This is a genomic window from Leclercia pneumoniae, from assembly GCF_017348915.1.
GTDB classification, from domain to species: Bacteria; Pseudomonadota; Gammaproteobacteria; order Enterobacterales; family Enterobacteriaceae; genus Enterobacter; species Enterobacter pneumoniae.
Genome location: NZ_CP071383.1, coordinates 263,649 through 287,186 on the forward strand (window position 1 = coordinate 263,649; position 23,538 = coordinate 287,186).

A 23,538-nucleotide genomic window follows, 5' to 3' on the forward strand; every position below is an offset into this window, starting at 1 on the left:
TACCGCTGAACCTGTGCTTTTGAGGTGATTACAATGAAAATGAAAAAAAGTCTCGTTGCCCTTTGTCTATCCGCAGGGCTGCTGGCCAGCATGCCTGCCGTTACCTTTGCTGACGTAAATTTCGTACCACAAAACACCACGGCGGCGCCGTCTGTACCGACCGCAGCATTGCAGCAGCTGGTCTGGACGCCTGTCGATCAGTCAAAACCAAAAACCGCCCAGCTTGCAACGGGCGGCCAGCCGCTGAACGTTCCCGGCATTTCTGGCCCGGTGCTGGCCTTTAGCGTGCCAGCGAATATTGGCGAAATCGCGCTCACCCTCACGAGCGAAGTGAACAAACAAACCAGCGTCTTTGCCCCGAACGTGTTGATCCTGGATCAAAACCTGACGCCAGCGGCGTTCTTCCCGTCTGACTACTTCCCGTACCAGGAGCCGGGCGTGATGAGCGCCGATCGTCTGGAAGGCGTGATGCGTCTGACCCCGGCGCTGGGACAGCAAAAACTCTACGTGCTGGTCTTCACCACCCCTCAGGATCTACAGAAAACGACCACGCTGCTCGATCCGGCTAAAGCGTATGCCAAAGGGATCGGCAACGCGATTCCGGACATCCCCGATCCTATCGCCCGTCATACCACCGACGGCACCGTGAAGCTGAAAGTGTCGACCAATACCGCCTCCAGCGTACTGGTTGGCCCACTGTTTGGCTCCTCCTCAAACGGCCCGGTGGCCGTAGGGAATACCGCCGCCCCGGCCACGGCCTATGCCGCGCCAGCGCCTGCCCCGGCGAAGAAAGCCGAGCCGGTACTGAACGACACCGAAGCTTACTTCAATAACGCTATTAAGCAGGCGGTAAACAGCGGCGATGTCGACAAAGCGCTGAAACTGCTTGATGAAGCAGAGCGTCTGGGCTCCACATCGGCCCGTTCCACCTTTATCAGCAGTGTAAAAGGCAAGGGGTGACCGTCTCCCCACAATGCTGATTTTGTCAGTAGTTTGGTGCGCCCTGTCGGGCGCACTTTTTTTGCGGATGCAGCCTGTTGCATCCCTGTTGCGATAATGATCGCTAAGTTGCGTTTGCCCCCCCTCTGTTGCCATTTCTGCGATACAATAGCCTTACGTTATGTAACGGAGAGTCTGGCATGTCACATCCTGCGCTAACGCAACTGCGTGCGCTGCGTTACTTTGAAGAAATTCCCCCTCTGGATGCGGCGCAACTCGACTGGTTGTTGCTGGAAGATTCCATGACCAAACGTTTTGAGCAGCAGGGCAAACAGGTCACCGTCACCCTCATCCAGGAAGGCTTTGTCACTGCCGATGCCGTGCAGGACGAACTGCCGCTTTTGCCACAAGAGCCGCGCTACTGGTTGCGAGAAATTTTACTCTGTGCCGACGGGGAACCCTGGCTTGCCGGGCGCACCGTGGTGCCCGAGTCGACCCTCACCGGACCGGAGCTGGCCCTGCAGAAGATGGGCAAGACTCCGCTGGGGCGCTATCTGTTTACATCATCAGAGCTCACCCGGGACTTTATTGAAATTGGTCGCAATGCCGATCTGTGGGGGCGTCGCTCACGCCTGCGCTTAAGTGGTAAACCGTTAATGCTGACGGAGCTTTTTTTACCGGCATCGCCGTTGTACTAAGAGGAAGAGAGATATGGAGTGGAGTCTGACGCAGAACAAGCTGCTGGCTTATCACCGCCTGATGCGCACGGATAAGCCGATTGGGGCGCTGTTGCTGCTGTGGCCAACCCTGTGGGCGCTGTGGGTGGCCACGCCTGGCCTGCCGCCGCTGTGGATCCTGGCGGTGTTTGTAGCCGGCGTCTGGCTGATGCGTGCCGCAGGCTGTGTGGTGAATGATTACGCCGATCGGAAATTCGATGGCCACGTGAAGCGCACCGCTAACCGCCCGCTGCCCAGTGGCGCAGTGACCGAGAAAGAGGCTCGCACGCTGTTTGTGGTGCTGATACTTATCTCCTTCCTGCTGGTGTTAACCCTCAACACCATGACCATCTTGCTTTCGGTGGCAGCGCTGGCGCTGGCGTGGGTCTATCCCTTTATGAAGCGCTACACCCATCTGCCGCAGGTGGTGCTGGGGGCGGCATTTGGCTGGTCGATCCCAATGGCCTTTGCCGCCGTCAGCGAGACCGTGCCGCTGAGCTGCTGGTTGATGTTTCTTGCCAACATTCTCTGGGCCGTGGCTTACGACACCGAGTACGCAATGGTTGACCGTGATGACGATCTCAAAATCGGTATCAAGTCGACGGCGATTCTGTTTGGCCGCCAGGATAAGCTGATTATCGGCATCCTGCAGGTGGCGGTACTGGCCCTGATGGTGGCGATTGGCTATCTGAACGGGCTGAACGGGGTATTTTATGCTGCCGTGGTGGCCGCGGGTGGGCTGTTTGTGTATCAGCAAAAGCTGATTGCGAATCGCGATCGTGACGCCTGTTTTAAAGCCTTCCTGAACAATAACTACGTGGGGCTGGTGCTGTTTTTAGGCCTGGCGGCGAGTTACTGGGCATAATGAAACGGCAGCCAGAAGGCTGCCGTTTTAACATTATCGACCTGCTTTTCAGCGCTATTCGCCCTGGGTAGCGCTCTCAATGGTTAAGCGCACATCCGAGGTAATCAGCTCTGCCAGCATCTGATAAACCTTCATTGTCTCTTCCGGCTCGGCATCACCGCTATCGCTAATATAGCCTTCGTCACGCAGCGTCAGCACCAGCGAGCTGAACACCGCCTTATCAAAGAACTCTGGCGCGTTAATGCCATGCAGCATCGACAGGCGCTGTGCCAGCGTGCGGCTCTCTTTCTCCAGCGTACCCCGATTAATAGACGGGTTCGCGCTCAGCAGCCAGAACGTAATGGCATAGCGTTGCAGCGTCTCACGCGCGCCTGCGGCCAACAGCTGCAAGGTCCGGGAGCGGGACGGATTAATCTGCAGTACGTCATCCTTCAACGTAATCAGCCCCTGGCGCACCAGCTCTTCGCTCTGCTGATCCAGTACGTTTGCCAGCTCGTCCTTATCCCAGCGCAGGAACAGCTCGGTTTTAAGCATCGGATAGAGCACTTCAACATGATGCAGCAGCGCCTGCCGCGTGATGTGGCGGTGCTGGGTGATAATGGCCGCCATCAGCGAAGGCAACATCAGCATATGGGCAATGTTGTTGCGATAGTAGGTCATCAGCACCGCCTGCTCGCGCGGCAGAATGATGATATCGCCGATGGTGTCTTTCTCTACCTCGAACTTATTCATCTGCAGCGCGTGGTCGATCAGATCGCTGGCGCTGACCGTTGGCACGGTGGAGTCCGGTGAATAAGGCACATTGCGCATCAGATTGAGGTAACAGTCGAGCTGTTCGGTCAGTTGCTCGCGGGTAAGCGAACGCTGACGCGACGCCAGCAACGCTGTACAGCACAGGTTCATGGCGTTAGCCGCACCCGCATTGTTAATACGCACCATCAGCTCTGCAGCGATACCGTTCACCGTTGGCGTCAGCCAGGCCGGACGTACGGCTTCAATCGGATCGATAGACTCACGCCACTCCGGAACATGGTTGTTCAGGTAGGTCATCAGCGGCATGGGTTCGCCAAAGTTCACATAGCCCTGGCCGAGATTACGCAGCTTGCTCAGCCCACGCAGCATCTGCGGCAGGCTCTCTTTCTCTTTGGTGGCACCGCGCAGCTCTTTAGCATAGGTTCCCACCTCCATCACATGCTCATAACCGATGTAAATCGGCACCAGGGTGATAGGACGCGTACCGCCGCGCAGCATCGCCTGAATCGTCATCGACAGGGTTCCGGTCTTCGGATCGAGCAGACGCCCGGTACGGGAACGACCGCCCTCAACGAAGTACTCAACGGAATAGCCGCGGCTGAACAGCTCGCCCAGATACTCGCGGAAGACGGTGGAGTAGAGCTTGTTGCCCTTAAAGGTACGGCGAATAAAGAACGCACCCAGGCGACGGAAAATCGGCCCTGCTGGCCAGAAGTTCAGGTTAATACCGGCTGCGATATGCGGCGGTACCAGGCCCTGATGATAGAGCACATACGAGAGCAGCAGGTAGTCCATGTGGCTGCGGTGGCAGGGCACATAGACAATTTCATGACCGTCGTGCGCCAGCTGACGCACCCGTTCGGCGTTATGAACGTTAATGCCCTGATAGAGGCGGTTCCACGTAAAGCTCAGGATACGATCGGAGAGGCGAATCATCTCGTAAGAGAAGTTCGCGGCGATCTCTTCCATTAGCGCAATGGCGTTTTGCTGCGCTTTTTCGTGGGAGATTTTTTTGCTGCGCGCTTCGTCTTCAACCGCACGGGCAATCGCTTTGGATGCCAGCAGTTTGTTGAAGAGATCCTGACGGGCAGGCAGACGTGGCCCTACAGCAGCCAGACGCTGGCGGGCAAAGTGCATACGCGCCACGCGCGCCAGCTTCTGCGCGATAATCTTATCGGTGCCGTGCTCATCCGCCATCCGGCGCAGAGAGACGGACGGCGAGAAGCGCACAAAGCTGTCGCGACCAAGCCAGGTCACGGCGAAGAACTTCTGCACGCCGTTCAGCATACGCAGCGGCGGGTTCTCTTCTCCTTTTTCGCGCCCCGGGCGACGGCCAAACATGACCGAGACCGGCACCATCTGCACATCCAGATTCGGGTTGCTGCGGTGCAGATCGAGGTAGTCGTGGAACAGCTTGATGGACTCTTCTTTCGGCGTGTAATAGGTGAACACGCGCGGCCCGCCGTGGATAAAGACATAGCGCGGCAGCAGGGTGCCGTCGATCTCCAGCGGCTCCAGCGGGTCAGGTAAATCATGCGCCAGGCACTGGGCGCGCAGCGTCAGCAAGTCGGCCTTAGAGTTATAAGGCAAAACGTACATAATAGGGCGCGAGGTATCGAGCCCTAATTCCGGCGCAGGATTTGCCGGGATAGACTTGCTTTTTACCAGGACGCTTAATGGTAAATTAAGTAATTTGTAGTAAATTCTTGGCCAGCCAGACATAAACGATGTAAAGCCTCTGGTTAAAAATGCAATTGCGGCGCAAGGATAACAGAATGCGCACAAAATTTCTGTTGTTACCCGTCATACTTCAGGCGGTATGGCAACGCTCTATAGCTATAGTTACTGACGCTATTTTTCAATAAAGGTTCTTTTGATGGCCAATAATACCACTGGGTTAACCCGTATCATTAAAGCTGCTGGTTATTCATGGAAAGGGATCCGCGCAGCCTGGATCAACGAGGCGGCCTTCCGCCAGGAGAGCGTTGCCGTGATTGCGGCAATCATTATTGCCTGCTGGCTGGATGTCGATCCTATTACCCGCGTGCTGCTGATTGGCTCGGTGATGTTGGTGATGATAGTCGAAATTTTAAACAGTGCGATTGAAGCGGTAGTGGATCGTATCGGGTCTGATTATCACGAACTTTCCGGGCGGGCCAAAGACATGGGCTCGGCGGCGGTATTGTTAAGTATCTTTGTCGCGCTCTTTACCTGGCTCTCACTGCTGTGGGGACATTTTCGATAAGCCTCGACAAAACGAATAAGTCTCTGGTTTTTTGTGCGGTTTATGGTTCCAAAATCGCCTTTGACTGTATATACTCACAGCATAACTGTATATACACCCAGGGGGCGGAATGAAAGCGTTAACGACCAGGCAGCAAGAGGTGTTTGATCTCATTCGGGATCATATCGGCCAGACGGGGATGCCACCCACGCGTGCGGAAATCGCGCAGCGTCTGGGATTCCGTTCTCCGAACGCCGCTGAAGAGCATCTCAAAGCCCTGGCACGTAAGGGCGTTCTGGAGATCGTCTCCGGCGCGTCTCGCGGCATTCGTTTGCTGGTTGAAGAAGAAGAGGGCCTGCCGCTGGTAGGCCGCGTAGCAGCGGGTGAGCCGCTGCTGGCGCAGCAGCACATTGAAGGTCACTATCAGGTTGATCCCGGTATGTTTAAGCCGAGTGCAGACTTTTTACTGCGCGTTAGCGGCATGTCCATGAAGGATATCGGCATTATCGACGGCGATCTGCTGGCAGTGCATAAAACGCAGGATGTGCGCAACGGCCAGGTGGTCGTGGCGCGTATCGACGACGAAGTAACCGTGAAGCGCCTGAAGAAGCAGGGCAACATTGTTCAGCTTCTGCCGGAAAACAGCGAATTCTCCCCCATCGTTGTTGACCTGCGTGAAAACAACTTCTCCATTGAAGGCTTAGCGGTTGGCGTTATCCGCAACGGCGACTGGCTGTAATCTCTTCCCGACAGGCTACGACTGTGTCGTAGCCTGTTCTCTTTCTCTCTGGTTATTCACATGTCTCTGCTGACTACCGCCGATAAGGCGTTATGGCGTCTTGCGCTGCCGATGATCTTCTCCAATATCAGCGTGCCGCTGCTGGGGCTGGTCGATACGGCGGTGATAGGTCATCTGGATTCCCCTGTCTATCTTGGCGGCGTGGCCATCGGCGCGACGGCGACCAGTTTCCTCTTTATGCTGCTGCTCTTCCTGCGCATGAGCACTACCGGTTTAACTGCCCAGGCCTATGGCGCAAAAGATCCGTTGCGTCTGGCACGTGCGCTGGTGCAGCCGCTGCTGATGGCGTTGGGGGCCGGGCTGCTGATTGTGTTACTGCGAACCCCGCTTATCGATCTTGCCCTGCATATTGTGGGGGGGAGCGACGCGGTGCTGCTTCAGGCACGGCGTTTCCTGGAAATACGCTGGCTCAGCGCGCCGGCATCGCTGGCAAACCTGGTATTGCTCGGCTGGTTGCTGGGGGTGCAATATGCCCGCGCCCCGGTGATCCTGCTGGTAGTGGGTAACCTGATTAATATCGTACTCGACCTGTGGCTGGTGATGGGCCTGAAGATGAATGTGCAGGGCGCCGCGCTGGCCACGGCGGTGGCAGAGTACGCCACGTTATTGATTGGCTTGTGGATGGTCTGGCGAGTACTGGCCCTGCGCGGCATCTCACTGGCGATGTTGAAAGCGAGCTGGCGCGGTAATATCCGCAAACTCATGGCTCTGAACCGCGATATCATGTTGCGCTCGTTGCTGTTACAGCTCTGCTTTGGCGCACTAACCGTCTTTGGCGCCCGGCTGGGGCCCGAAATCGTCGCCGTCAACGCGGTTCTGATGACCCTGCTGACCTTTACTGCCTACGCGCTGGATGGCTTTGCCTATGCGGTGGAGGCGCACTCCGGCCAGGCGTATGGTGCCCGCGAAAGTGGCCAGCTACGCGAGGTATGGCGCGCCGCCTGTCGTCAGGCCGGGCTGGTTGCACTGGGGTTTGCTCTCATTTATGCCTTAATGGGCGATCGCATCATCGCCTTACTCACCTCGCTGCCCGAACTTCGCGAACTGGCGAATCATTACCTGGTCTGGCAGATAATATTACCGGTGGTGGGGGTGTGGTGTTACCTGCTGGATGGCATGTTTATTGGCGCCACGCGGGGCGCTGAAATGCGCAACAGTATGGCGATCGCCGCCGCCGGGTTTGGCCTCACGCTACTCACATTGCCCTGGCTGGGTAACCATGGTCTATGGCTGGCGCTGGCCGTGTTTCTGGCTCTGCGTGGCCTGTCGCAGGCGCTTATCTGGCGCCATCACTGGCGTAATAATACCTGGTTTATGTAGCGGTTTCGTTTGGCGTAACGGTAAAAGATTCTGAATAGTGCCTCGTTCGCCGAAGCCTTAACTATAATAATTATCAAGTCCAACAGGAAATGAACGTAACGGACGATACGAAGGCTAATCACCGAACGATGAGGATGCGATTATGAATAAAGACGAAGTCGGCGGTAACTGGAAACAGTTCAAAGGTAAAGCTAAAGAACAGTGGGGTAAGCTGACTGATGATGATATGACTATCATCGAAGGTAAGCGCGACCAGCTGGTGGGTAAAATTCAGGAACGTTATGGTTATCAGAAAGACCAGGCTGAATCGGAAGTGAAAGACTGGGAAACCCGTAACGATTACCGCTGGTAAGCCGGTAATACCCGTAGTACAAGGAAGTACACCCAGGGCGGCCTCAGGCCGCCCACGTTGTTTTTAGCGCGGCTTCTTCTTCAACTGAATGGAGTGATCGTGCTGACATTCACTTTGATGGCTACACGCCTCAACTTCAACGCAATCCACGCACAGGCCGTGCGCTTCAATCACATTGTGCCACAGAGCGAAGCCCATCTTTGCCGCGAGAGTGTGCATAATGTCTTCAATGCCTTCCGCACTCTCTTCCTTCACGCTACCGCAGCGATCGCAGATAAACATGGCTGATGTGTGGGTCGGCTGATCGAACAGATGGCAAAGCACGTAGCTGTTCGTCGACTCCACCTTGTGGACAAATCCCTGTTCTAGTAAAAAATCCAGCGCACGATAGACCGTTGGCGGCTTCGCCTGCGGTTCACTGGCACGCAGCAGATCCAGCAAATCATAGGCGCTGATGGCCCCTTGCTGCAGACTGAGCAGGCGCAACACTTCAAGGCGCTGCGGAGTCAGGCGCACATTGCGTTGCGCACAGAGCTTTTCAGCCTGCGCCAGCAGCTCCTGCGTTGTGGTCTTTTCCATTAAGCACCTCAAAAACGTGGAATAACAAGTCATCACTTTACCATGTTCTGGTCAAAACACCGAGATCCGCGCCTTGTGCTATACCTGAGCCAATAAACAGAGGAATAAAACGATGAAAAAACCTGACTGTATACGGCATTGGCGCGACCTTGAGGGTCCCGATGATTCTACCTATCCCGACAGCGACGAGCGCTTTTCTATTGGTGCTCCGCTGGCGCGTGCGCTGGGACTGGGTCGGATAGGTATCCATCATGAGCGCCTGCCGCCAGGACGCCGTACTTCGTATCCGCATGCAGAAAGTGATGAAGAGGAGTTTGCGCATGTGCTGGAGGGGCACCCGCAGGTGTGGATAAATGGCTATCTCTGGGAGCTGGAGCCTGGCGACAGCGTCGGATTCCCCGCCGGGACGGGCATCTGCCACACCTTTATCAATAATACCGACGCGGAGGTTCGCCTGCTGGTCATTGGTGAAGCGAATAAAAAACACAACCGTATCTATTACCCGAAAAATGCCGTCTACGGCGCCACACGTGTAGATCGCTGGGTTGACCATCCACCGCAATTTTTTGGCCCTCACGATGGAAAACCTGGGCGAAAATAATTTCCTCTTCTATAAATATTGAGGGTCGTCACATATTAGAACAGGCCGGACAGGGAATTTAACTTAAGGAAATAGCAGGTCTTTTTGCACTTATTCACAGCAATAGTTTGCCCCTGTATGGGTGATAACAGACAGGGGTTGTTTAATAACAGACTATAAGACGAGAATACTGTGAAAAAACATTTTAAATTTTCGGTGGTTAGCATCGCTGTCTCCTTTTTTGTGGCAAATCAGGCGGGGGCAGCCAATACCTGGACAGAAGCTCGCGGCGACGCGATGGGTGGCACAGGCGTAGCATCGGCACATTATGGCAGCGCGGCGCTGATTAACCCCGCGTTGCTGGCACGCGCACAACAGGAAGATAACGTTACGATTATCCTTCCGACCGTTGGTGCGCAAATTAGCGATAAAGACAATTTGCAGGATGAAATTGATCACATTAACGATCGTGTCGATTATTACGATGATGTGGTTGATAACTTAACTCTGGAGAATATTCTGCTCGATCCGCGCGGAACCGCATTGCAGTTCCAGGGGGCGGCGGGCGAACTGGCGGATGAGCTCGATTACCTGCGCGGCAAAACTGCCCGTGCCAGCGCGGGGGCCGGACTCACCGTTGCTATTCCCACCCAGCAACTCTCCATGGCGTTTGTGGCGAAGGGTTATGCGCGCGGTCGCGTAAGCACCTCCATCGATCAGCATGATGTGGATTTTTTAAACTCAATTCGAAAAAGCGATCTTGATGATCTGCGCAGTCCTGTTTATCTGCAGGCGGGTAATGCGGCGCAGGAGGGATCCGACGCAATAACTAAACATCTGAACTCAACCGCATCGGGCAGAGTAGCTATTGTCTCTGATTACGGTATTGCGGTTGCTCGTCAGTTTGAGATGGGCGATGTGCCCGTGTCCTTAGGCGTGACGCCAAAGCTGCAAAAAACCTGGCTCTATAACTACACCACCTCTATTTATGACTACGACAGCAACGACTGGAACAGCAGTCGCTACCGTAATGACGACACCGGCTTCAACGTTGACGTGGGTATTGCCGCCGATCTGGGCGAGAACTGGACCCTGGGTCTGAGCGGGCAGAACCTTATCTCACGCGATATTGATACTCGAGATGTCCGCATCACCAATGGCTACACGGGTGAGGTGGTGAACTACAAAGATACCTACCAGATTCGACCGCTGGTTACCGCAGGGCTGGCCTGGCACACCGACCTGGTCACCATCAGCGCGGATGGCGATCTGACCGAAACCAAAGGCTTTAAATCGGAAGACACCTCGCAGTATGTGGGCGTGGGTGCCGAAGTGACGCCGCTGAGCTGGCTGGCGGTACGTGCGGGCTTCCGTGGCGATGTGAAAGGTAACGACAGCAATGTCTTTACCGGCGGTCTGGGCTTTGCGCCCTTTAACACCGTCCATGTCGATCTGACCGGTATTTACGGGGAAGATGAGACCTGGGGTGCCGGTGCGCAGCTCACCATGACCTTCTAAAGTAAACCGGAGGCGCTGCGCCTCCGGCTTCTCTTTGTGCTATAGTTACGCCCCCTTTTTACCAGATGCTTAAAACTTCGCCATGTCGTCAGAACTTCAGTCTGTTTACCCAGCCCACCGTTTCTCCATCGCGCCGATGCTCGACTGGACGGACAGGCACTGCCGTTATTTCCTGCGTTTGCTGTCGCGCAATACGCTGCTCTACACCGAAATGGTGACGACCGGCGCGATCATTCACGGTAAGGGTGACTATCTGGCCTACAGCGAAGAGGAGCATCCGGTTGCCCTGCAGCTGGGCGGCAGCGATCCGGTGGCTCTGGCTCACTGTGCAAAGCTTGCCGAAGCGCGCGGCTACGATGAGATCAACCTCAACGTCGGCTGTCCTTCCGACCGTGTGCAGAACGGTATGTTCGGCGCCTGCCTGATGGGCAATGCTCAGCTGGTTGCCGACTGCGTGAAAGCGATGCGCGATGTGGTCTCTATTCCGGTAACGGTTAAAACCCGTATCGGCATTGATGAACAGGACAGCTATGAATTCCTGTGTGATTTCATTAATACGGTTTCCGGCCGCGGTGAGTGCGAGATGTTTATCATCCACGCCCGCAAAGCCTGGCTCTCTGGCCTGAGTCCAAAAGAGAACCGCGAGATCCCGCCGCTGGACTACCCGCGCGTCTACCAGTTGAAGCGCGATTTTCCGCACCTGACCCTGTCTATTAACGGTGGTATCAAATCGCTGGATGAGGCGAAAGCGCATCTGGAGCACATGGATGGAGTCATGGTGGGCCGTGAGGCCTATCAAAACCCGGGCATTCTGGCCTCCGTTGACCGCGAAATTTTTGCTGTCGACGGCATCGACAACGATCCGGTCTCTGTCGTGCGGGCGATGTACCCCTACATTGAGCGCGAGCTCAGTCAAGGGACCTATCTTGGCCATGTGACTCGCCATATGCTCGGCCTGTTCCAGGGCATCCCGGGGGCGCGCCAGTGGCGCCGTCACCTGAGTGAAAACGCCCATAAAGCCGGAGCGGATATCGAGGTGCTCGAACAGGCGCTCCGCCTGGTGGCGGACAAGCGATAAATTTCGCTAAAAAATCGTCAAATAGACCACGCTCTGTCATTGTTGCAGGGCGTTTTTGTAGATAAATCAAAGCGCTAAAAACTGGCATGAATCTTGTAATGATGTGCATATCATAGTGACATTACCTGGGAGAGAGTCATGCTGGAATTGCTGTTTGTTGTGGGATTTTTTGTGATGCTCCTGGTCACAGGGGTATCCCTGTTGGGAATTATTGCCGCGCTGGTGGTGGCAACCGCAGTGATGTTTGTCGGCGGATTGTTCGCCCTGATGTTTAAAGTTCTGCCCTGGTTGTTACTGGCCGTGGCCGTCGTCTGGGCGATACGGGCGATAAAATCGCCAAAAGTCCCGAAGTATCAGCGCAATAACCGTTTTCGTTACTAAGGTATTGAGGGGTTCGTCACAACCCTGCAACTTTTCCGGCGGCGGGGCTTAGAACAGAATAGGATTTACTTATCAAATCTGTCACTATGACTGCCGTTAAAGAATTCATCGTGCTGTACCCTACATACAGCCGAACTAAAAAAAAGAAAGGGCTTCCTACGGGAAGCCCTAATTCTTTATACGCATCATGGAATTAACAGACTCGACCCCTGCGTTGCCCGACTCTCCAGTATCTCATGCGCGCGCTGCGCATCGCTTAGCGCATATTTCTGCGCCTTTGCAACATCGACTTTGATAACGCCGCTGGCAATCAGCGAGAAGAGCTCATTGCTGGCCTCCTCTAACTCTTCGCGGCTGGTGATGTAACCCTGCAGGGAAGGGCGGGTCACGTACAGCGAGCCCTTCTGATTCAGAATGCCAAGATTCACCCCTGTAACGGCCCCGGAGGCATTCCCGAAGCTCACCATCAGGCCGCGACGTTGCAGACAATCCAGCGACGCCTCCCAGGTATCTTTCCCCACCGAGTCATACACAACCCGCAGCTTTTTGCCGCCGGTGATCTCTTTGACCCGCTCAACAATGCTCTCTTCGCGGTAGTTAATCACCTGCCACGCCCCCGCCTGCTGTGCGCGCTGCGCTTTTTGCGCACTGCCGACGGTACCAATCAGCTTCGCCCCCAGCGCTTTTGCCCACTGGCAGGCAATTAGCCCTACGCCGCCTGCGGCAGCATGGAACAGAAACGGCTCGTCCGGCTTGATCTCATAGGTTTTGCGCAGCAGGTAGAAGACCGTCAGCCCCTTCAGGAATGATGCCGCCGCCTGCTCAAACGAGATAGCCCCAGGAAGGATGGCGGCTTTATCCGCCGGCACGTTATGCACCGAGCTGTAGGCCCCAAGGGCGGATTGCGCATACACGACACGATCGCCCTCCTTGATGTGTTTCACCGCGCTGCCCACTTTTACAACGACACCGGCAGCTTCGGTGCCCAGTCCGCTGGGCAGCGACGGGGGTGGGTACAAACCGCCCCGGATATAGGTATCAATATAGTTAATACCAATCGCTTTGTTCTCGACCTGAACCTCGTTATCGCCAGGCGGTGCGGGGGTAAACTCTACCGCCCTCAACACGTCCGGACCGCCATGTTTCTGGAACTCAATGCGTGTTGCCATGCTCCCTCCGTAAGAAAAATATGGTAATCTTTCGACCCACTCTTTATCTCGGTAACTCCATTCACTATGGCAGGAAACAAACCCTTCAACAAACAGACTGAACCTCGTGAGCGCGATCCACAACTCGCCGGGCTGAAAGTCCCGCCGCACTCGATTGAAGCGGAACAGTCGGTGTTGGGTGGGTTAATGCTGGATAACGAGCGCTGGGACGATGTCGCCGAGCGCGTTGTGACGGATGATTTCTATACCCGTCCGCACCGCCATATCTTTACTGAAATGGCGCGTTTGCAGGAGTCAGGAAGCCCCATCGATCTGATTACGCTGGCGGAATCGCTCGAGCGTCAGGGTCAACTGGATACCGTAGGCGGCTTCGCCTACCTGGCCGAGCTGTCAAAAAACACTCCAAGTGCCGCAAACATCAGCGCTTATGCCGACATCGTCCGCGAACGTGCAGTTGTTCGCGACATGATCTCTGTGGCCAATGAGATCGCCGAAGCCGGCTTCGATCCGCAGGGACGTAATAGCGACGAACTGCTGGATCTGGCAGAGTCTCGTGTATTCAAAATCGCTGAAAGTCGCGCAAACAAGGATGAAGGGCCGAAAAACATTGCGGAAGTGCTTGATGCCACCGTATCGCGTATAGAGCAGCTCTTCCAGCAGCCGCACGACGGCGTCACCGGGGTTAATACCGGCTATGACGATCTGAATAAAAAGACCGCCGGGCTTCAGCCTTCGGATCTGATTATCGTCGCGGCGCGTCCATCGATGGGTAAAACGACATTTGCGATGAACCTCGTCGAAAATGCGGCAATGTTGCAAGATAAACCGGTTCTTATTTTCAGCCTCGAGATGCCTTCTGAGCAGATTATGATGCGTTCTCTGGCGTCGCTTTCGCGCGTGGATCAGACCCGCATCCGTACCGGCCAGCTTGATGACGAGGACTGGGCACGCATCTCTGGCACCATGGGCATCTTGCTGGAAAAACGTAACATCTACATTGATGACTCCTCCGGCCTGACGCCAACGGAGGTGCGCTCCCGCGCGCGGCGTATCGCGCGTGAACATGGCGGGATCGGTCTTATCATGATCGACTACCTGCAGCTGATGCGTGTGCCGTCACTGTCCGACAACCGTACGCTGGAGATTGCCGAAATCTCCCGCTCGCTCAAAGCGCTCGCCAAAGAACTTCAGGTGCCTGTTGTCGCCCTCTCGCAGCTGAACCGCTCTCTGGAACAGCGCGCCGATAAACGCCCGGTCAACTCCGATCTGCGTGAATCGGGCTCTATCGAGCAGGATGCCGACTTAATCATGTTTATCTATCGTGATGAGGTGTATCACGAGAACAGCGATCTGAAAGGGATCGCGGAAATCATTATTGGTAAGCAGCGTAACGGCCCCATCGGCACCGTGCGCCTGACCTTTAATGGGCAATGGTCGCGCTTCGATAACTATGCGGGACCGCAGTACGACGACGAATAACTCTCCATCATTCTTCACGCCGCAGGGGCATTGACTGCGCCCGCTCACCCCGGTCACTTAGTTTACTCAGCTCCCGGGGATTCACGGGCTTGTCGCCTTCCTGCAACGCAAAGGATTTTAGAGAGTCTTTTATTAAGGAATTCACATGCAAGCGGCAACTGTAATCATTAACCGCCGCGCTCTGCGTCACAATCTGCAATGCCTGCGTGAACGGGCACCCGCCAGTAAACTGGTTGCAGTCGTGAAAGCGAACGCTTACGGACACGGTCTTCTTGAGACCGCGCGAACGCTCCCCGATGCCGATGCTTTTGGTGTCGCCCGCCTTGAAGAGGCCCTCCGCCTGCGCGCAGGGGGCATCTCTCAACCCATCTTACTGCTCGAAGGCTTTTTCAACGCCGCGGATCTGGATGTCATCGCAGCGCAGCAACTGCATACCGCGGTGCATAACGAAGAGCAGCTGGCCGCTCTGGAAGCCGCACAGCTCAGCACGCCAGTCACCGTGTGGATGAAACTGGATACCGGTATGCACCGGCTTGGGGTGCGTCCAGAGCAGGCTGAAGCGTTCTGGCAGCGTCTGAGTCAGTGCAAAAACGTGCGTCAGCCAGTCAATATCGTCAGCCATTTTGCCCGCGCCGATGAGCCCGAGTGTGGCGCCACGGAACAGCAGCTGGATCTGTTTAACACCTTCTGCGAAGGCAAACCCGGCCAGCGTTCCATCGCGGCCTCTGGCGGTATTCTGCTGTGGCCTCAGTCGCACTTCGACTGGGTGCGCCCGGGCATTATTCTGTATGGCGTGTCGCCGCTCGAAGACCAATCCTGCGGAGCGGACTTCGGATTTCAGCCGGTGATGTCTCTGGTTTCAACGCTTATTGCCGTGCGCGAGCACAAAGCCGGAGAGCCGGTCGGCTACGGTGGCACCTGGGTAAGCGAACGCGATACCCGTTTAGGCGTGGTGGCGATGGGCTACGGCGACGGCTATCCGCGTGCGGCGCCCACCGGCACCCCCGTACTGGTAAATGGCCGCGAAGTGCCGATTGTTGGCCGCGTGGCGATGGACATGATCTGCGTTGACCTGGGGCCGGCGGCTAACGAGCGCGCGGGCGATCCGGTGGTGATGTGGGGGTATGGCCTCCCGGTTGAGCGCATTGCAGAAATAACAAAAGTGAGCGCTTACGAACTTATTACGCGGCTCACCTCCCGCGTGGCCATGCACTACCTGGATTAAGACAGATCGGAGCGCGGTGAGATGCCGCGCCCCGATTCCCTTCACAAGGCTCGATCTTCTTTCGCTTCCGGTTTATTGTTGAAATCCCTGCCTTATAAAAATCCGGAGAACCATCGCGTGTTCCAGAAAGTAGACGCCTACGCCGGCGATCCCATCCTCTCCTTAATGGAGCGTTTTAAGGACGATCCCCGCAGCGATAAAGTGAACCTGAGCATCGGTCTTTATTACAACGAAGACGGCATTATTCCTCAGCTTAAGGCCGTAGCCGAAGCCGAAGCGCGCCTGAATGCGGTGCCGCACGGTGCCTCACTCTACCTGCCAATGGAAGGACTCAATACCTACCGCAATACCATTGCGCCGCTGCTGTTTGGTGCCGACCATCCGGTGTTGCAAAACAAACGTGTGGCTACCATCCAGACGCTGGGCGGCTCGGGGGCATTGAAAGTCGGTGCGGATTTCCTGAAAAAATACTTCCCGGATTCCGGCGTGTGGGTCAGCGACCCAACGTGGGAAAACCACGTCGCCATCTTTGAAGGCGCGGGCTTTACGGTAGACACTTATCCATGGTTTGACACGGAAACCAACGGCGTACGCGTTTCGGCGTTGCTGGAAAAGCTCACGACTCTGCCAGAACGCAGCATTGTGCTGCTGCATCCATGCTGTCATAACCCAACCGGCGCGGATCTCACAAACGAGCAGTGGGATGCGGTTATCGAGGTGCTGAAAGCGCGTAATCTGATCCCGTTCCTCGACATCGCCTATCAGGGCTTTGGCGCGGGAATGGAAGAGGACGCCTACGCCATTCGCGCCATTGCCAGCGCCGGGCTGCCCGCACTGGTGAGCAACTCCTTCTCCAAAATCTTCTCGCTCTACGGCGAACGCGTGGGTGGCCTGTCTGTGGTATGTGAAGATGCCGAAGCGGCCAGCCGCGTGCTTGGACAGCTGAAGGCGACGGTGCGCCGCATCTACTCCAGCCCACCGGCGTTTGGGGCGCAGGTCGTGGCAACCGTGCTGGGCGATGAGGCATTAAAAGCCAGCTGGCTTGCTGAAGTCGAAGCCATGCGTAGCCGTATCCTGACAATGCGTCAGACGCTGGTTGAGGTGCTAAAAGAGGCGGTGCCGGGACATAACTTCGATTATCTGCTTAAGCAGCGCGGTATGTTCAGCTATACCGGTCTCAGCGCGGCGCAGGTTGATCGTCTGCGAGAAGAGTTTGGCGTTTATCTTATCGCCAGCGGCCGCATGTGCGTAGCGGGGCTGAATACCCATAACGTCCAGCGCGTTGCACAGGCCTTTGCTGCTGTAATGTAAGCACTTACTTACCATGCCCTCTCTCGCTGAGTGAGGGCATCGGGTCACGCTTAACACTCTGTGATCGTCTTCTTTTTTCTTCATATTCATAAGTAAATACTCCTTTCCTTCACCGCTTTCAGGGGTTATGGTCGGAGAGTTTTTTGACCATCCACTCAAATTAAAAGAATAAATGTCTGAATATTCAGGGGAAAACATGCGCAAGATCACACTGGCGCTCAGCGCCGCCTGCTTACTCTTCTCTCTTAACAGTTCCGTTGTTGCCCGCGCCTCCGCGCCCACGCCGTTATATAACGGCACTACCGCCGCAAAACTGGCGGAACAAGCCCCGATTCATTGGGTTTCTGTTGCCCAGATTGAAAATAGCCTGCTGGGTCGTCCGGCGATGGCGGTGGGCTTTGATATTGATGATACCGTCCTCTTTTCCAGCCCCGGCTTCTGGCGCGGTAAAAAAACATACTCGCCTGAGAGTGAGGCGTACCTGAAAAATCCCGAGTTTTGGGAAAAGATGAATAACGGCTGGGATGAGTTCAGTATTCCAAAAGAGGTGGCTCGCTCGCTGATTGCCATGCACGTAAAACGCGGCGATAGCATCTATTTCGTGACGGGTCGTAGCCAGACCAAAACCGAGACCGTCTCTAAAACCCTGCAGGGCCTTTTCGGCATCCCGGCCGCCAACATGAATCCGGTGATTTTCGCGGGCGATCAGCCAGGCCAGAACACCAAAACCGAGTGGTTGCAGCAAAAGCAGATCAAAGTGTTCTATGGCGACTCGGATAACGATATCTCCGCGGCCCGCGACGTGGGCGCCAGAGGTATCCGCGTGCTGCGCGCCTCTAACTCCACCTATCGACCATTACCGATGGCAGGGGCGTTTGGCGAAGAGGTCATTGTTAATTCGGAATATTGATCGCTGCCCGGTGCGGTCAGCGCACCGGGCATTTGATCATTTTTTAGCCTGATCGGGCTCTTCGGGTTTTACCTTTTGCCGTATTGCTGCACACTTAGAAGGACAATTCTTTCAATACGGAGCCGTTCATGTGGTATCAGCAAACCCTGACCTTAAGCGCGAAACCTCGCGGATTTCATCTGGTGACGGACGAAGTCATCGGGCAACTTCGCGACCTGAGCCGTATTAACGTCGGGCTGCTGCATCTGCTCCTGCAACACACTTCCGCCTCCCTTACCCTCAATGAAAATTGCGATCCCACGGTGCGTGCCGATATGGAACGACATTTTCTGCAAACTGTGCCAGACAATGCCCCTTATGAGCATGACTACGAAGGCGATGACGACATGCCTTCGCACATCAAATCGTCTCTGATGGGCGTCTCGTTAATGCTGCCGCTGCATAAAGGGCGGATACAGTTGGGCACATGGCAGGGAATCTGGCTGGGGGAACATCGCATCCACGGCGGCTCGCGCACGATTATCGCCACCATCACGGGGGAATAAAGATGACCATTTCGGAGATATTACAGTACTGCATGAACAAAACCGGCGCGGAGCAGAGCGTGCACAGCGACTGGAAAGCCACCCAGATTAAAGTGGCGGATGTCCTGTTCGCGATGGTGAAAGAGGTCGAAGGGCGACCGGCGGCGTCACTGAAAACCAGCCCGGAACTGGCAGAACTGCTGCGTCAGCAACACAGCGATGTCCGTCCCAGTAAACATCTGAATAAAGCACACTGGAGCACCGTCTATCTCGATGGTTCGCTACCGGATTCGCAAATTTACTATCTGGTGGATGCCTCGTATCAGCAGGCAATTGAGTTGCTGCCGGAAGCGACCCGACAGCAACTTTCAGTGTGATGACTACAGCATCGGCTTAAGGAAACGCGCGGTGTGCGAGGCTTCGCACTCCGCGACGGTCTCTGGGGTACCGGAGACCAGGATCTCACCGCCGCCGCTACCGCCTTCCGGACCGAGGTCTACAATCCAGTCCGCGGTTTTGATCACGTCAAGGTTGTGCTCAATGACCACAATGGTGTTGCCCTGATCCCGGAGCTGATGCAGTACGTCGAGCAACTGCTGGATATCCGCAAAGTGCAGACCGGTGGTCGGCTCATCGAGAATATACAACGTCTGACCGGTACCACGTTTAGAGAGTTCACGCGCCAGCTTCACGCGCTGAGCTTCACCGCCGGAAAGGGTGGTTGCCGACTGCCCCAGGCGAATATAGGTCAGACCCACATCCATCAGCGTTTGTAGTTTACGCGCCAGCGCCGGTACGGCATCGAAGAACTCACGCGCCTCTTCGATGGTCATATCCAGCACTTCGTGGATGGTCTTGCCTTTGTACTTAATCTCCAGCGTTTCGCGGTTATAGCGTTTGCCTTTGCACTGATCGCAGGGGACGTAAATATCCGGCAGGAAGTGCATTTCAACCTTGATCACGCCGTCGCCCTGACAGGCCTCGCAGCGGCCGCCGCGAACGTTAAAGCTGAAACGTCCAGGCGTATACCCACGCGAACGTGATTCCGGCACACCAGCAAAGAGTTCACGCACGGGCGTGAAGACGCCGGTATAGGTCGCCGGGTTGGAACGTGGCGTTCGCCCGATAGGGCTCTGGTCGATATCGATCACCTTATCGAAGTGTTCCAGACCTGAAATTTCGCGATACGGTGCCGGCTCCGCCAGGGTCGCGCCGTTAAGCTGCGTCTGTGCAATAGGGAACAGCGTATCGTTGATCAGCGTCGATTTACCGGAACCGGATACCCCGGTGATGCAGGTAAACAGCCCAACCGGCAGCGTCAGCGTCACATCTTTCAGGTTATTGCCGCGCGCGCCGGTCAACTTAAGCACTTTTTCCGGATCCGCCGGAACGCGCTGTTTTGGCACGTCGATTTTACGCTTACCGCTCATGTACTGGCCGGTCAGCGATTCGGGCACCGCCATGATGTCGTTCAGGGTACCTTCTGCCACGACCTGGCCACCATGTACACCCGCACCGGGGCCAATATCGATCACGTGGTCGGCAGCGCGAATGGCGTCTTCGTCGTGCTCGACCACAATCACCGTGTTGCCGAGGTTACGCAGGTGAATAAGCGTGCCCAGCAGACGTTCGTTATCGCGCTGGTGCAGGCCGATGGAGGGCTCATCCAGTACGTACATCACCCCAACCAGCCCTGCGCCGATCTGGCTGGCCAGACGGATACGCTGGGCTTCACCGCCGGAGAGGGTCTCTGCGGAGCGAGAAAGCGTCAGGTAGTTCAGACCCACGTTCACCAGGAATTTGAGGCGATCGCCAATCTCTTTCAGCACTTTTTCCGCGATTTTTGCTCGCTGACCGGAGAGCTTCAGGTTGTTGAAGAAGTCCATCGCGTGGCCGATGCTCATGTCTGAGATGGTCGGCAGCGGGGTATTTTCAACAAAGACGTGGCGCGCTTCACGACGCAGACGTGTGCCGTCACAGGTGGCGCAGGAGCGGTTGCTGATGAACTTCGCCAGCTCTTCTCGCACCGCGCTGGATTCTGTCTCTTTGTAGCGGCGCTCCATGTTGTGCAGCACCCCTTCAAAAGGATGGCGTCGCACGGAAGTATCACCGCGGTCGTTCATGTACTTGAACTCGATGTTCTCTTTAGCGGAACCGAACAGGATCACTTTGTGCACGTTTGCGCTCAGGCTGGCCCAGGGGGCTTCAACGTCGAACTTATAGTGCTCAGCCAGCGACTTCAGCATCTGGAAGTAATAGAAGTTACGCTTATCCCAGCCGCGTATCGCGCCGCCAGCCAGCGACAGCTCCGGATTCTGGATCACGCGGTCCGGATCGAAGTACTGCTGCACGCCCAGGCCGTCACAGGTTGGGCAGGCGCCAGCCGGGTTGTTAAACGAGAACAGACGCGGCTCAAGCTCGCGCATGCTGTAACCGCAAATCGGGCAGGCGAAGTTGGCGGAGAAGAGCATCTCTTCCGCTTTGGTATCGTCCATATCTGCCACCACCGCCGTACCGCCGGAGAGATCCAGTGCGGTTTCAAACGACTCGGCCAGACGCGTTGCCAGATCTTCACGCACCTTAAAGCGGTCGATAACCACTTCGATGGTGTGTTTCTTTTGCAGCTCTAGCTTTGGCGGATCGGAGAGATCGCACACTTCTCCGTCAATACGGGCGCGGATGTAACCCTGGTTGGCCAGGTTTTCCAGCGTTTTTGTGTGCTCGCCTTTACGCTCTTTGATAATGGGAGCCAGCAGCATCAGGCGTTTGCCCTCTGGCTGCGCCAGTACGTTATCCACCATCTGACTGACGGTTTGCGCGGCCAGCGGCACGTCGTGGTCCGGGCAGCGTGGCTCACCAACGCGGGCATACAGCAGACGCAGGTAATCATGGATTTCCGTGATTGTCCCTACCGTCGAGCGCGGGTTGTGCGAGGTAGATTTCTGCTCGATTGAGATGGCCGGCGATAGCCCTTCAATATGGTCTACATCCGGCTTCTCCATGAGCGACAGGAACTGACGCGCATAGGCTGAGAGTGATTCAACGTAACGACGCTGCCCTTCGGCATATAAGGTGTCGAAAGCCAGAGAAGATTTGCCAGAACCCGACAACCCGGTCACGACGATCAGTTTGTCGCGAGGGATGACGAGGTTGATATTCTTGAGATTGTGGGTGCGGGCGCCCCGAACTTCGATCTTATCCATTCACCTTTCCCGGTTGGAACACGGAATGCCTGGTTTGTTTGAAGGACAACCGGCATAAACGGCTAATTATGACACAAATTAACCTGTTTGAATATACAGTATTGGAATGCAAATTCCGGCGGGTTGTGTAACAATGTCAAGCTCGCGAGAGTTTTCTGGACCCGCCACGCAACTATGCAAATTGACGCGTGGAAATGGTACACTCGCGCGTTTACACTATTAAGAAACGTATTCAGGAGACACGATCATGGCCAGCAGAGGCGTAAACAAGGTGATTCTCGTCGGTAATCTGGGCCAGGACCCGGAAGTACGCTACATGCCGAGTGGTGGTGCAGTTGCCAACATTACGCTGGCTACTTCCGAATCCTGGCGTGATAAAGCGACCGGTGAGATGAAAGAGCAGACCGAATGGCACCGTGTCGTGCTGTTTGGCAAGCTGGCAGAAGTGGCCGGCGAATATCTGCGTAAAGGTTCTCAGGTCTACATCGAAGGCCAGCTGCGTACCCGCAAATGGACCGATCAGTCCGGCGCAGAAAAATACACCACTGAAGTGGTGGTGAACGTGGGCGGCACCATGCAGATGCTGGGTGGCCGTCAGGGCGGCGGCGCACCGGCGGGTGGCGGTCAGAACCAGCAGCAGGGCGGTTGGGGTCAGCCTCAGCAGCCGCAGGGCGGAAACCAGTTCAGCGGCGGCGCACAGTCCCGTCCGCAGCAGCAATCTGCTCCGGCACCGTCCAACGAACCGCCAATGGATTTTGACGACGACATTCCGTTCTGATTATCCGCATTTGCGATGCACATAAAAAAACCCAGACCATGTCTGGGTTTTTTATCGCTTATTTTCAGCATCAGGTGTACATCATCGGCCAGTCTGGCGGGGTATGGCTCATTGCCTCTACCATGATCTCTTTTACGTTATTCCAGATCACTGCCGCATCGATCAGCGTGATACCCAGTAACCCCGTCGCAAACCAGCAGGCAGCAGCGACACCCAGGAAGGTGCTAATCACCGCCAGCCCCGCGTAATCTGCTTTCCGGAACTGGATATTCAGCGTGCTGGCCAGAAACATCAGTACAGCGCTAAACAGCGGCCAGCGCAAAAGCACTACGCCGGTAGTAAGGGTTGCCATAAAACCGATCCTCAAAATGAACGTCGCCGGAAATAGCGATATTGCTCACAGAGGTGGCAAACTGGCTATCGGCAGACTTAGACACACAACAATGAAACAGCGTTTCTCGTTACACAAGATGTGTGAAATATATCACATTTGTTCTTTTATTCGCCAGTAGCGGAGCGCAAAAAAACGGCATCTTTTTAGCCATTTTAATTGCATGGTTATTAGGGCCAAATAAATATATCTTCGCTTGCTAAGCGACCTGTTTCACAGGTGTTTCCAGCGAATTCATCATGATAGATAAACTTGCACAGCAATAAGCAATTTGTGCAATATTTACAGGTATTAAAGTATGGATTATGCTTGAACGGACAAAAAAATTTACTCGTAATAAATAATTCAGGTATTTGAATTTTCTGGCTTTTATTATTTAACTGTTATTTTTTCAATACACACGCGTCCTTAAATGGCATCGAAAAGCAAATAATTAAGGTATTG

General features: G+C 55.4%; 23 protein-coding genes. 18 read left to right on the forward strand and 5 right to left on the reverse strand.

Annotated features, from left to right (window positions below):
* Positions 1-33: 33 nt before the first annotated feature.
* The 3 genes from malM to ubiA all read left to right on the forward strand — a co-directional run bounded on the left by malM (position 34) and on the right by ubiA (position 2,520).
* On the forward strand, positions 34-960 hold the full coding sequence (gene malM, locus JZ655_RS01215) for a maltose operon protein MalM (RefSeq protein ID WP_207292799.1): 927 nt from the start codon (positions 34-36) through the stop codon (positions 958-960).
* A 179-nt stretch (positions 961-1,139) separates the two neighbouring features.
* Positions 1,140-1,637 (forward strand): chorismate lyase, encoded by a 498-nt coding sequence (gene ubiC / locus JZ655_RS01220; protein ID WP_207292800.1) that lies wholly within the window; start codon positions 1,140-1,142, stop codon positions 1,635-1,637.
* Positions 1,638-1,650: 13 nt separating this feature from the next.
* On the forward strand, positions 1,651-2,520 hold the full coding sequence (gene ubiA / locus JZ655_RS01225; protein ID WP_040077623.1) for a 4-hydroxybenzoate octaprenyltransferase: 870 nt from the start codon (positions 1,651-1,653) through the stop codon (positions 2,518-2,520).
* Positions 2,521-2,574: 54 nt separating this feature from the next.
* On the opposite strand, the gene plsB is transcribed toward ubiA, so the two are convergent.
* Complete coding sequence (gene plsB, locus JZ655_RS01230) at positions 2,575-4,995, reverse strand: glycerol-3-phosphate 1-O-acyltransferase PlsB (protein ID WP_207292801.1); 2,421 nt, start codon at positions 4,993-4,995, stop codon at positions 2,575-2,577.
* Between the two features lie 154 nt (positions 4,996-5,149).
* Here plsB and JZ655_RS01235 point away from each other — a divergent pair, with 154 nt between their 5' ends.
* The 4 genes from JZ655_RS01235 to JZ655_RS01250 all read left to right on the forward strand — a co-directional run bounded on the left by JZ655_RS01235 (position 5,150) and on the right by JZ655_RS01250 (position 7,968).
* Entirely contained in the window at positions 5,150-5,518 is a 369-nt protein-coding gene (locus tag JZ655_RS01235) for a diacylglycerol kinase (protein ID WP_207292802.1), read from the forward strand.
* A gap of 109 nt (positions 5,519-5,627) precedes the next feature.
* The gene (gene lexA / locus JZ655_RS01240) at positions 5,628-6,236 is read left to right on the forward strand and encodes a transcriptional repressor LexA (RefSeq protein WP_040077619.1); all 609 of its coding nucleotides are present in this window, start codon (positions 5,628-5,630) and stop codon (positions 6,234-6,236) included.
* Between the two features lie 60 nt (positions 6,237-6,296).
* Entirely contained in the window at positions 6,297-7,616 is a 1,320-nt protein-coding gene (dinF, locus tag JZ655_RS01245; RefSeq protein ID WP_207292803.1) for an MATE family efflux transporter DinF, read from the forward strand.
* Positions 7,617-7,758: 142 nt separating this feature from the next.
* Positions 7,759-7,968, forward strand: a complete 210-nt coding sequence (locus JZ655_RS01250) for a CsbD family protein (RefSeq protein WP_046885537.1) — start codon at positions 7,759-7,761, stop codon at positions 7,966-7,968.
* 63 nt (positions 7,969-8,031) lie between these two features.
* Here JZ655_RS01250 and zur read toward each other — a convergent pair whose 3' ends face one another.
* Complete coding sequence (gene zur, locus JZ655_RS01255) at positions 8,032-8,547, reverse strand: zinc uptake transcriptional repressor Zur (RefSeq protein WP_207292804.1); 516 nt, start codon at positions 8,545-8,547, stop codon at positions 8,032-8,034.
* Positions 8,548-8,659: 112 nt separating this feature from the next.
* Between zur and JZ655_RS01260 the strand changes: the two genes are divergently transcribed.
* The 4 genes from JZ655_RS01260 to pspG all read left to right on the forward strand — a co-directional run bounded on the left by JZ655_RS01260 (position 8,660) and on the right by pspG (position 12,104).
* On the forward strand, positions 8,660-9,148 hold the full coding sequence (locus tag JZ655_RS01260; RefSeq protein ID WP_207292805.1) for a cupin domain-containing protein: 489 nt from the start codon (positions 8,660-8,662) through the stop codon (positions 9,146-9,148).
* A gap of 171 nt (positions 9,149-9,319) precedes the next feature.
* Positions 9,320-10,645: a conjugal transfer protein TraF gene (locus JZ655_RS01265; protein ID WP_207292806.1), complete on the forward strand. Its 1,326-nt coding sequence runs from the start codon at positions 9,320-9,322 to the stop codon at positions 10,643-10,645.
* An 82-nt stretch (positions 10,646-10,727) separates the two neighbouring features.
* Positions 10,728-11,723, forward strand: a complete 996-nt coding sequence (gene dusA / locus JZ655_RS01270) for a tRNA dihydrouridine(20/20a) synthase DusA (RefSeq protein ID WP_207292807.1) — start codon at positions 10,728-10,730, stop codon at positions 11,721-11,723.
* Positions 11,724-11,861: 138 nt separating this feature from the next.
* The gene (gene pspG, locus JZ655_RS01275) at positions 11,862-12,104 is read left to right on the forward strand and encodes an envelope stress response protein PspG (RefSeq protein ID WP_040077608.1); all 243 of its coding nucleotides are present in this window, start codon (positions 11,862-11,864) and stop codon (positions 12,102-12,104) included.
* 185 nt (positions 12,105-12,289) lie between these two features.
* Here the strand turns inward: pspG and JZ655_RS01280 are convergent, their stop codons facing one another.
* A complete protein-coding gene (locus JZ655_RS01280) occupies positions 12,290-13,273 on the reverse strand; it encodes a quinone oxidoreductase (protein ID WP_207292808.1) in 984 nt (327 codons plus the stop codon).
* Between the two features lie 66 nt (positions 13,274-13,339).
* Here JZ655_RS01280 and dnaB point away from each other — a divergent pair, with 66 nt between their 5' ends.
* From dnaB to JZ655_RS01310, 6 genes are all read left to right on the forward strand, one after another.
* Positions 13,340-14,752, forward strand: coding sequence for a replicative DNA helicase (dnaB, locus tag JZ655_RS01285; RefSeq protein WP_040077606.1), 1,413 nt, complete (start codon positions 13,340-13,342; stop codon positions 14,750-14,752).
* A 145-nt stretch (positions 14,753-14,897) separates the two neighbouring features.
* The gene (alr, locus tag JZ655_RS01290) at positions 14,898-15,977 is read left to right on the forward strand and encodes an alanine racemase (RefSeq protein ID WP_207292809.1); all 1,080 of its coding nucleotides are present in this window, start codon (positions 14,898-14,900) and stop codon (positions 15,975-15,977) included.
* Positions 15,978-16,094: 117 nt separating this feature from the next.
* Complete coding sequence (tyrB, locus tag JZ655_RS01295) at positions 16,095-17,288, forward strand: aromatic amino acid transaminase (protein ID WP_046885564.1); 1,194 nt, start codon at positions 16,095-16,097, stop codon at positions 17,286-17,288.
* Positions 17,289-17,484: 196 nt separating this feature from the next.
* The gene (gene aphA, locus JZ655_RS01300) at positions 17,485-18,198 is read left to right on the forward strand and encodes an acid phosphatase AphA (RefSeq protein ID WP_040077604.1); all 714 of its coding nucleotides are present in this window, start codon (positions 17,485-17,487) and stop codon (positions 18,196-18,198) included.
* Between the two features lie 128 nt (positions 18,199-18,326).
* Positions 18,327-18,743, forward strand: a complete 417-nt coding sequence (locus JZ655_RS01305; RefSeq protein ID WP_040077603.1) for a secondary thiamine-phosphate synthase enzyme YjbQ — start codon at positions 18,327-18,329, stop codon at positions 18,741-18,743.
* Between the two features lie 2 nt (positions 18,744-18,745).
* On the forward strand, positions 18,746-19,099 hold the full coding sequence (locus JZ655_RS01310) for an MmcQ/YjbR family DNA-binding protein (protein WP_046885533.1): 354 nt from the start codon (positions 18,746-18,748) through the stop codon (positions 19,097-19,099).
* Between the two features lie 3 nt (positions 19,100-19,102).
* Here the strand turns inward: JZ655_RS01310 and uvrA are convergent, their stop codons facing one another.
* Positions 19,103-21,925, reverse strand: a complete 2,823-nt coding sequence (gene uvrA / locus JZ655_RS01315; RefSeq protein WP_040077600.1) for an excinuclease ABC subunit UvrA — start codon at positions 21,923-21,925, stop codon at positions 19,103-19,105.
* A 247-nt stretch (positions 21,926-22,172) separates the two neighbouring features.
* On the opposite strand from uvrA, the gene ssb1 reads away from it, so the two are divergent.
* Positions 22,173-22,703 carry a single-stranded DNA-binding protein SSB1 gene (gene ssb1 / locus JZ655_RS01320; protein ID WP_006177466.1) on the forward strand — a complete coding sequence of 177 codons (531 nt, stop codon included), beginning with the start codon at positions 22,173-22,175 and terminating at the stop codon, positions 22,701-22,703.
* Between the two features lie 70 nt (positions 22,704-22,773).
* On the opposite strand, the gene JZ655_RS01325 is transcribed toward ssb1, so the two are convergent.
* Positions 22,774-23,055 carry a YjcB family protein gene (locus JZ655_RS01325; RefSeq protein WP_207292810.1) on the reverse strand — a complete coding sequence of 94 codons (282 nt, stop codon included), beginning with the start codon at positions 23,053-23,055 and terminating at the stop codon, positions 22,774-22,776.
* Positions 23,056-23,538: the final 483 nt, after the last annotated feature.

What these genes read in the sequence shown, in the direction of transcription:
- malM (WP_207292799.1), top strand. Translation starts at nt 34, where the DNA reads ATGAAAATGAAAAAAAGTCTCGTTGCCCTTTGTCTATCCGCAGGGCTG.
- ubiC (WP_207292800.1), top strand. Translation starts at nt 1,140, where the DNA reads ATGTCACATCCTGCGCTAACGCAACTGCGTGCGCTGCGTTACTTTGAA.
- ubiA (WP_040077623.1), top strand. Translation starts at nt 1,651, where the DNA reads ATGGAGTGGAGTCTGACGCAGAACAAGCTGCTGGCTTATCACCGCCTG.
- plsB (WP_207292801.1), bottom strand. Translation starts at nt 4,995, where the DNA reads ATGTCTGGCTGGCCAAGAATTTACTACAAATTACTTAATTTACCATTA.
- JZ655_RS01235 (WP_207292802.1), top strand. Translation starts at nt 5,150, where the DNA reads ATGGCCAATAATACCACTGGGTTAACCCGTATCATTAAAGCTGCTGGT.
- lexA (WP_040077619.1), top strand. Translation starts at nt 5,628, where the DNA reads ATGAAAGCGTTAACGACCAGGCAGCAAGAGGTGTTTGATCTCATTCGG.
- dinF (WP_207292803.1), top strand. Translation starts at nt 6,297, where the DNA reads ATGTCTCTGCTGACTACCGCCGATAAGGCGTTATGGCGTCTTGCGCTG.
- JZ655_RS01250 (WP_046885537.1), top strand. Translation starts at nt 7,759, where the DNA reads ATGAATAAAGACGAAGTCGGCGGTAACTGGAAACAGTTCAAAGGTAAA.
- zur (WP_207292804.1), bottom strand. Translation starts at nt 8,547, where the DNA reads ATGGAAAAGACCACAACGCAGGAGCTGCTGGCGCAGGCTGAAAAGCTC.
- JZ655_RS01260 (WP_207292805.1), top strand. Translation starts at nt 8,660, where the DNA reads ATGAAAAAACCTGACTGTATACGGCATTGGCGCGACCTTGAGGGTCCC.
- dusA (WP_207292807.1), top strand. Translation starts at nt 10,728, where the DNA reads ATGTCGTCAGAACTTCAGTCTGTTTACCCAGCCCACCGTTTCTCCATC.
- pspG (WP_040077608.1), top strand. Translation starts at nt 11,862, where the DNA reads ATGCTGGAATTGCTGTTTGTTGTGGGATTTTTTGTGATGCTCCTGGTC.
- JZ655_RS01280 (WP_207292808.1), bottom strand. Translation starts at nt 13,273, where the DNA reads ATGGCAACACGCATTGAGTTCCAGAAACATGGCGGTCCGGACGTGTTG.
- dnaB (WP_040077606.1), top strand. Translation starts at nt 13,340, where the DNA reads ATGGCAGGAAACAAACCCTTCAACAAACAGACTGAACCTCGTGAGCGC.
- alr (WP_207292809.1), top strand. Translation starts at nt 14,898, where the DNA reads ATGCAAGCGGCAACTGTAATCATTAACCGCCGCGCTCTGCGTCACAAT.
- aphA (WP_040077604.1), top strand. Translation starts at nt 17,485, where the DNA reads ATGCGCAAGATCACACTGGCGCTCAGCGCCGCCTGCTTACTCTTCTCT.
- JZ655_RS01305 (WP_040077603.1), top strand. Translation starts at nt 18,327, where the DNA reads ATGTGGTATCAGCAAACCCTGACCTTAAGCGCGAAACCTCGCGGATTT.
- JZ655_RS01310 (WP_046885533.1), top strand. Translation starts at nt 18,746, where the DNA reads ATGACCATTTCGGAGATATTACAGTACTGCATGAACAAAACCGGCGCG.
- uvrA (WP_040077600.1), bottom strand. Translation starts at nt 21,925, where the DNA reads ATGGATAAGATCGAAGTTCGGGGCGCCCGCACCCACAATCTCAAGAAT.
- ssb1 (WP_006177466.1), top strand. Translation starts at nt 22,173, where the DNA reads ATGGCCAGCAGAGGCGTAAACAAGGTGATTCTCGTCGGTAATCTGGGC.
- JZ655_RS01325 (WP_207292810.1), bottom strand. Translation starts at nt 23,055, where the DNA reads ATGGCAACCCTTACTACCGGCGTAGTGCTTTTGCGCTGGCCGCTGTTT.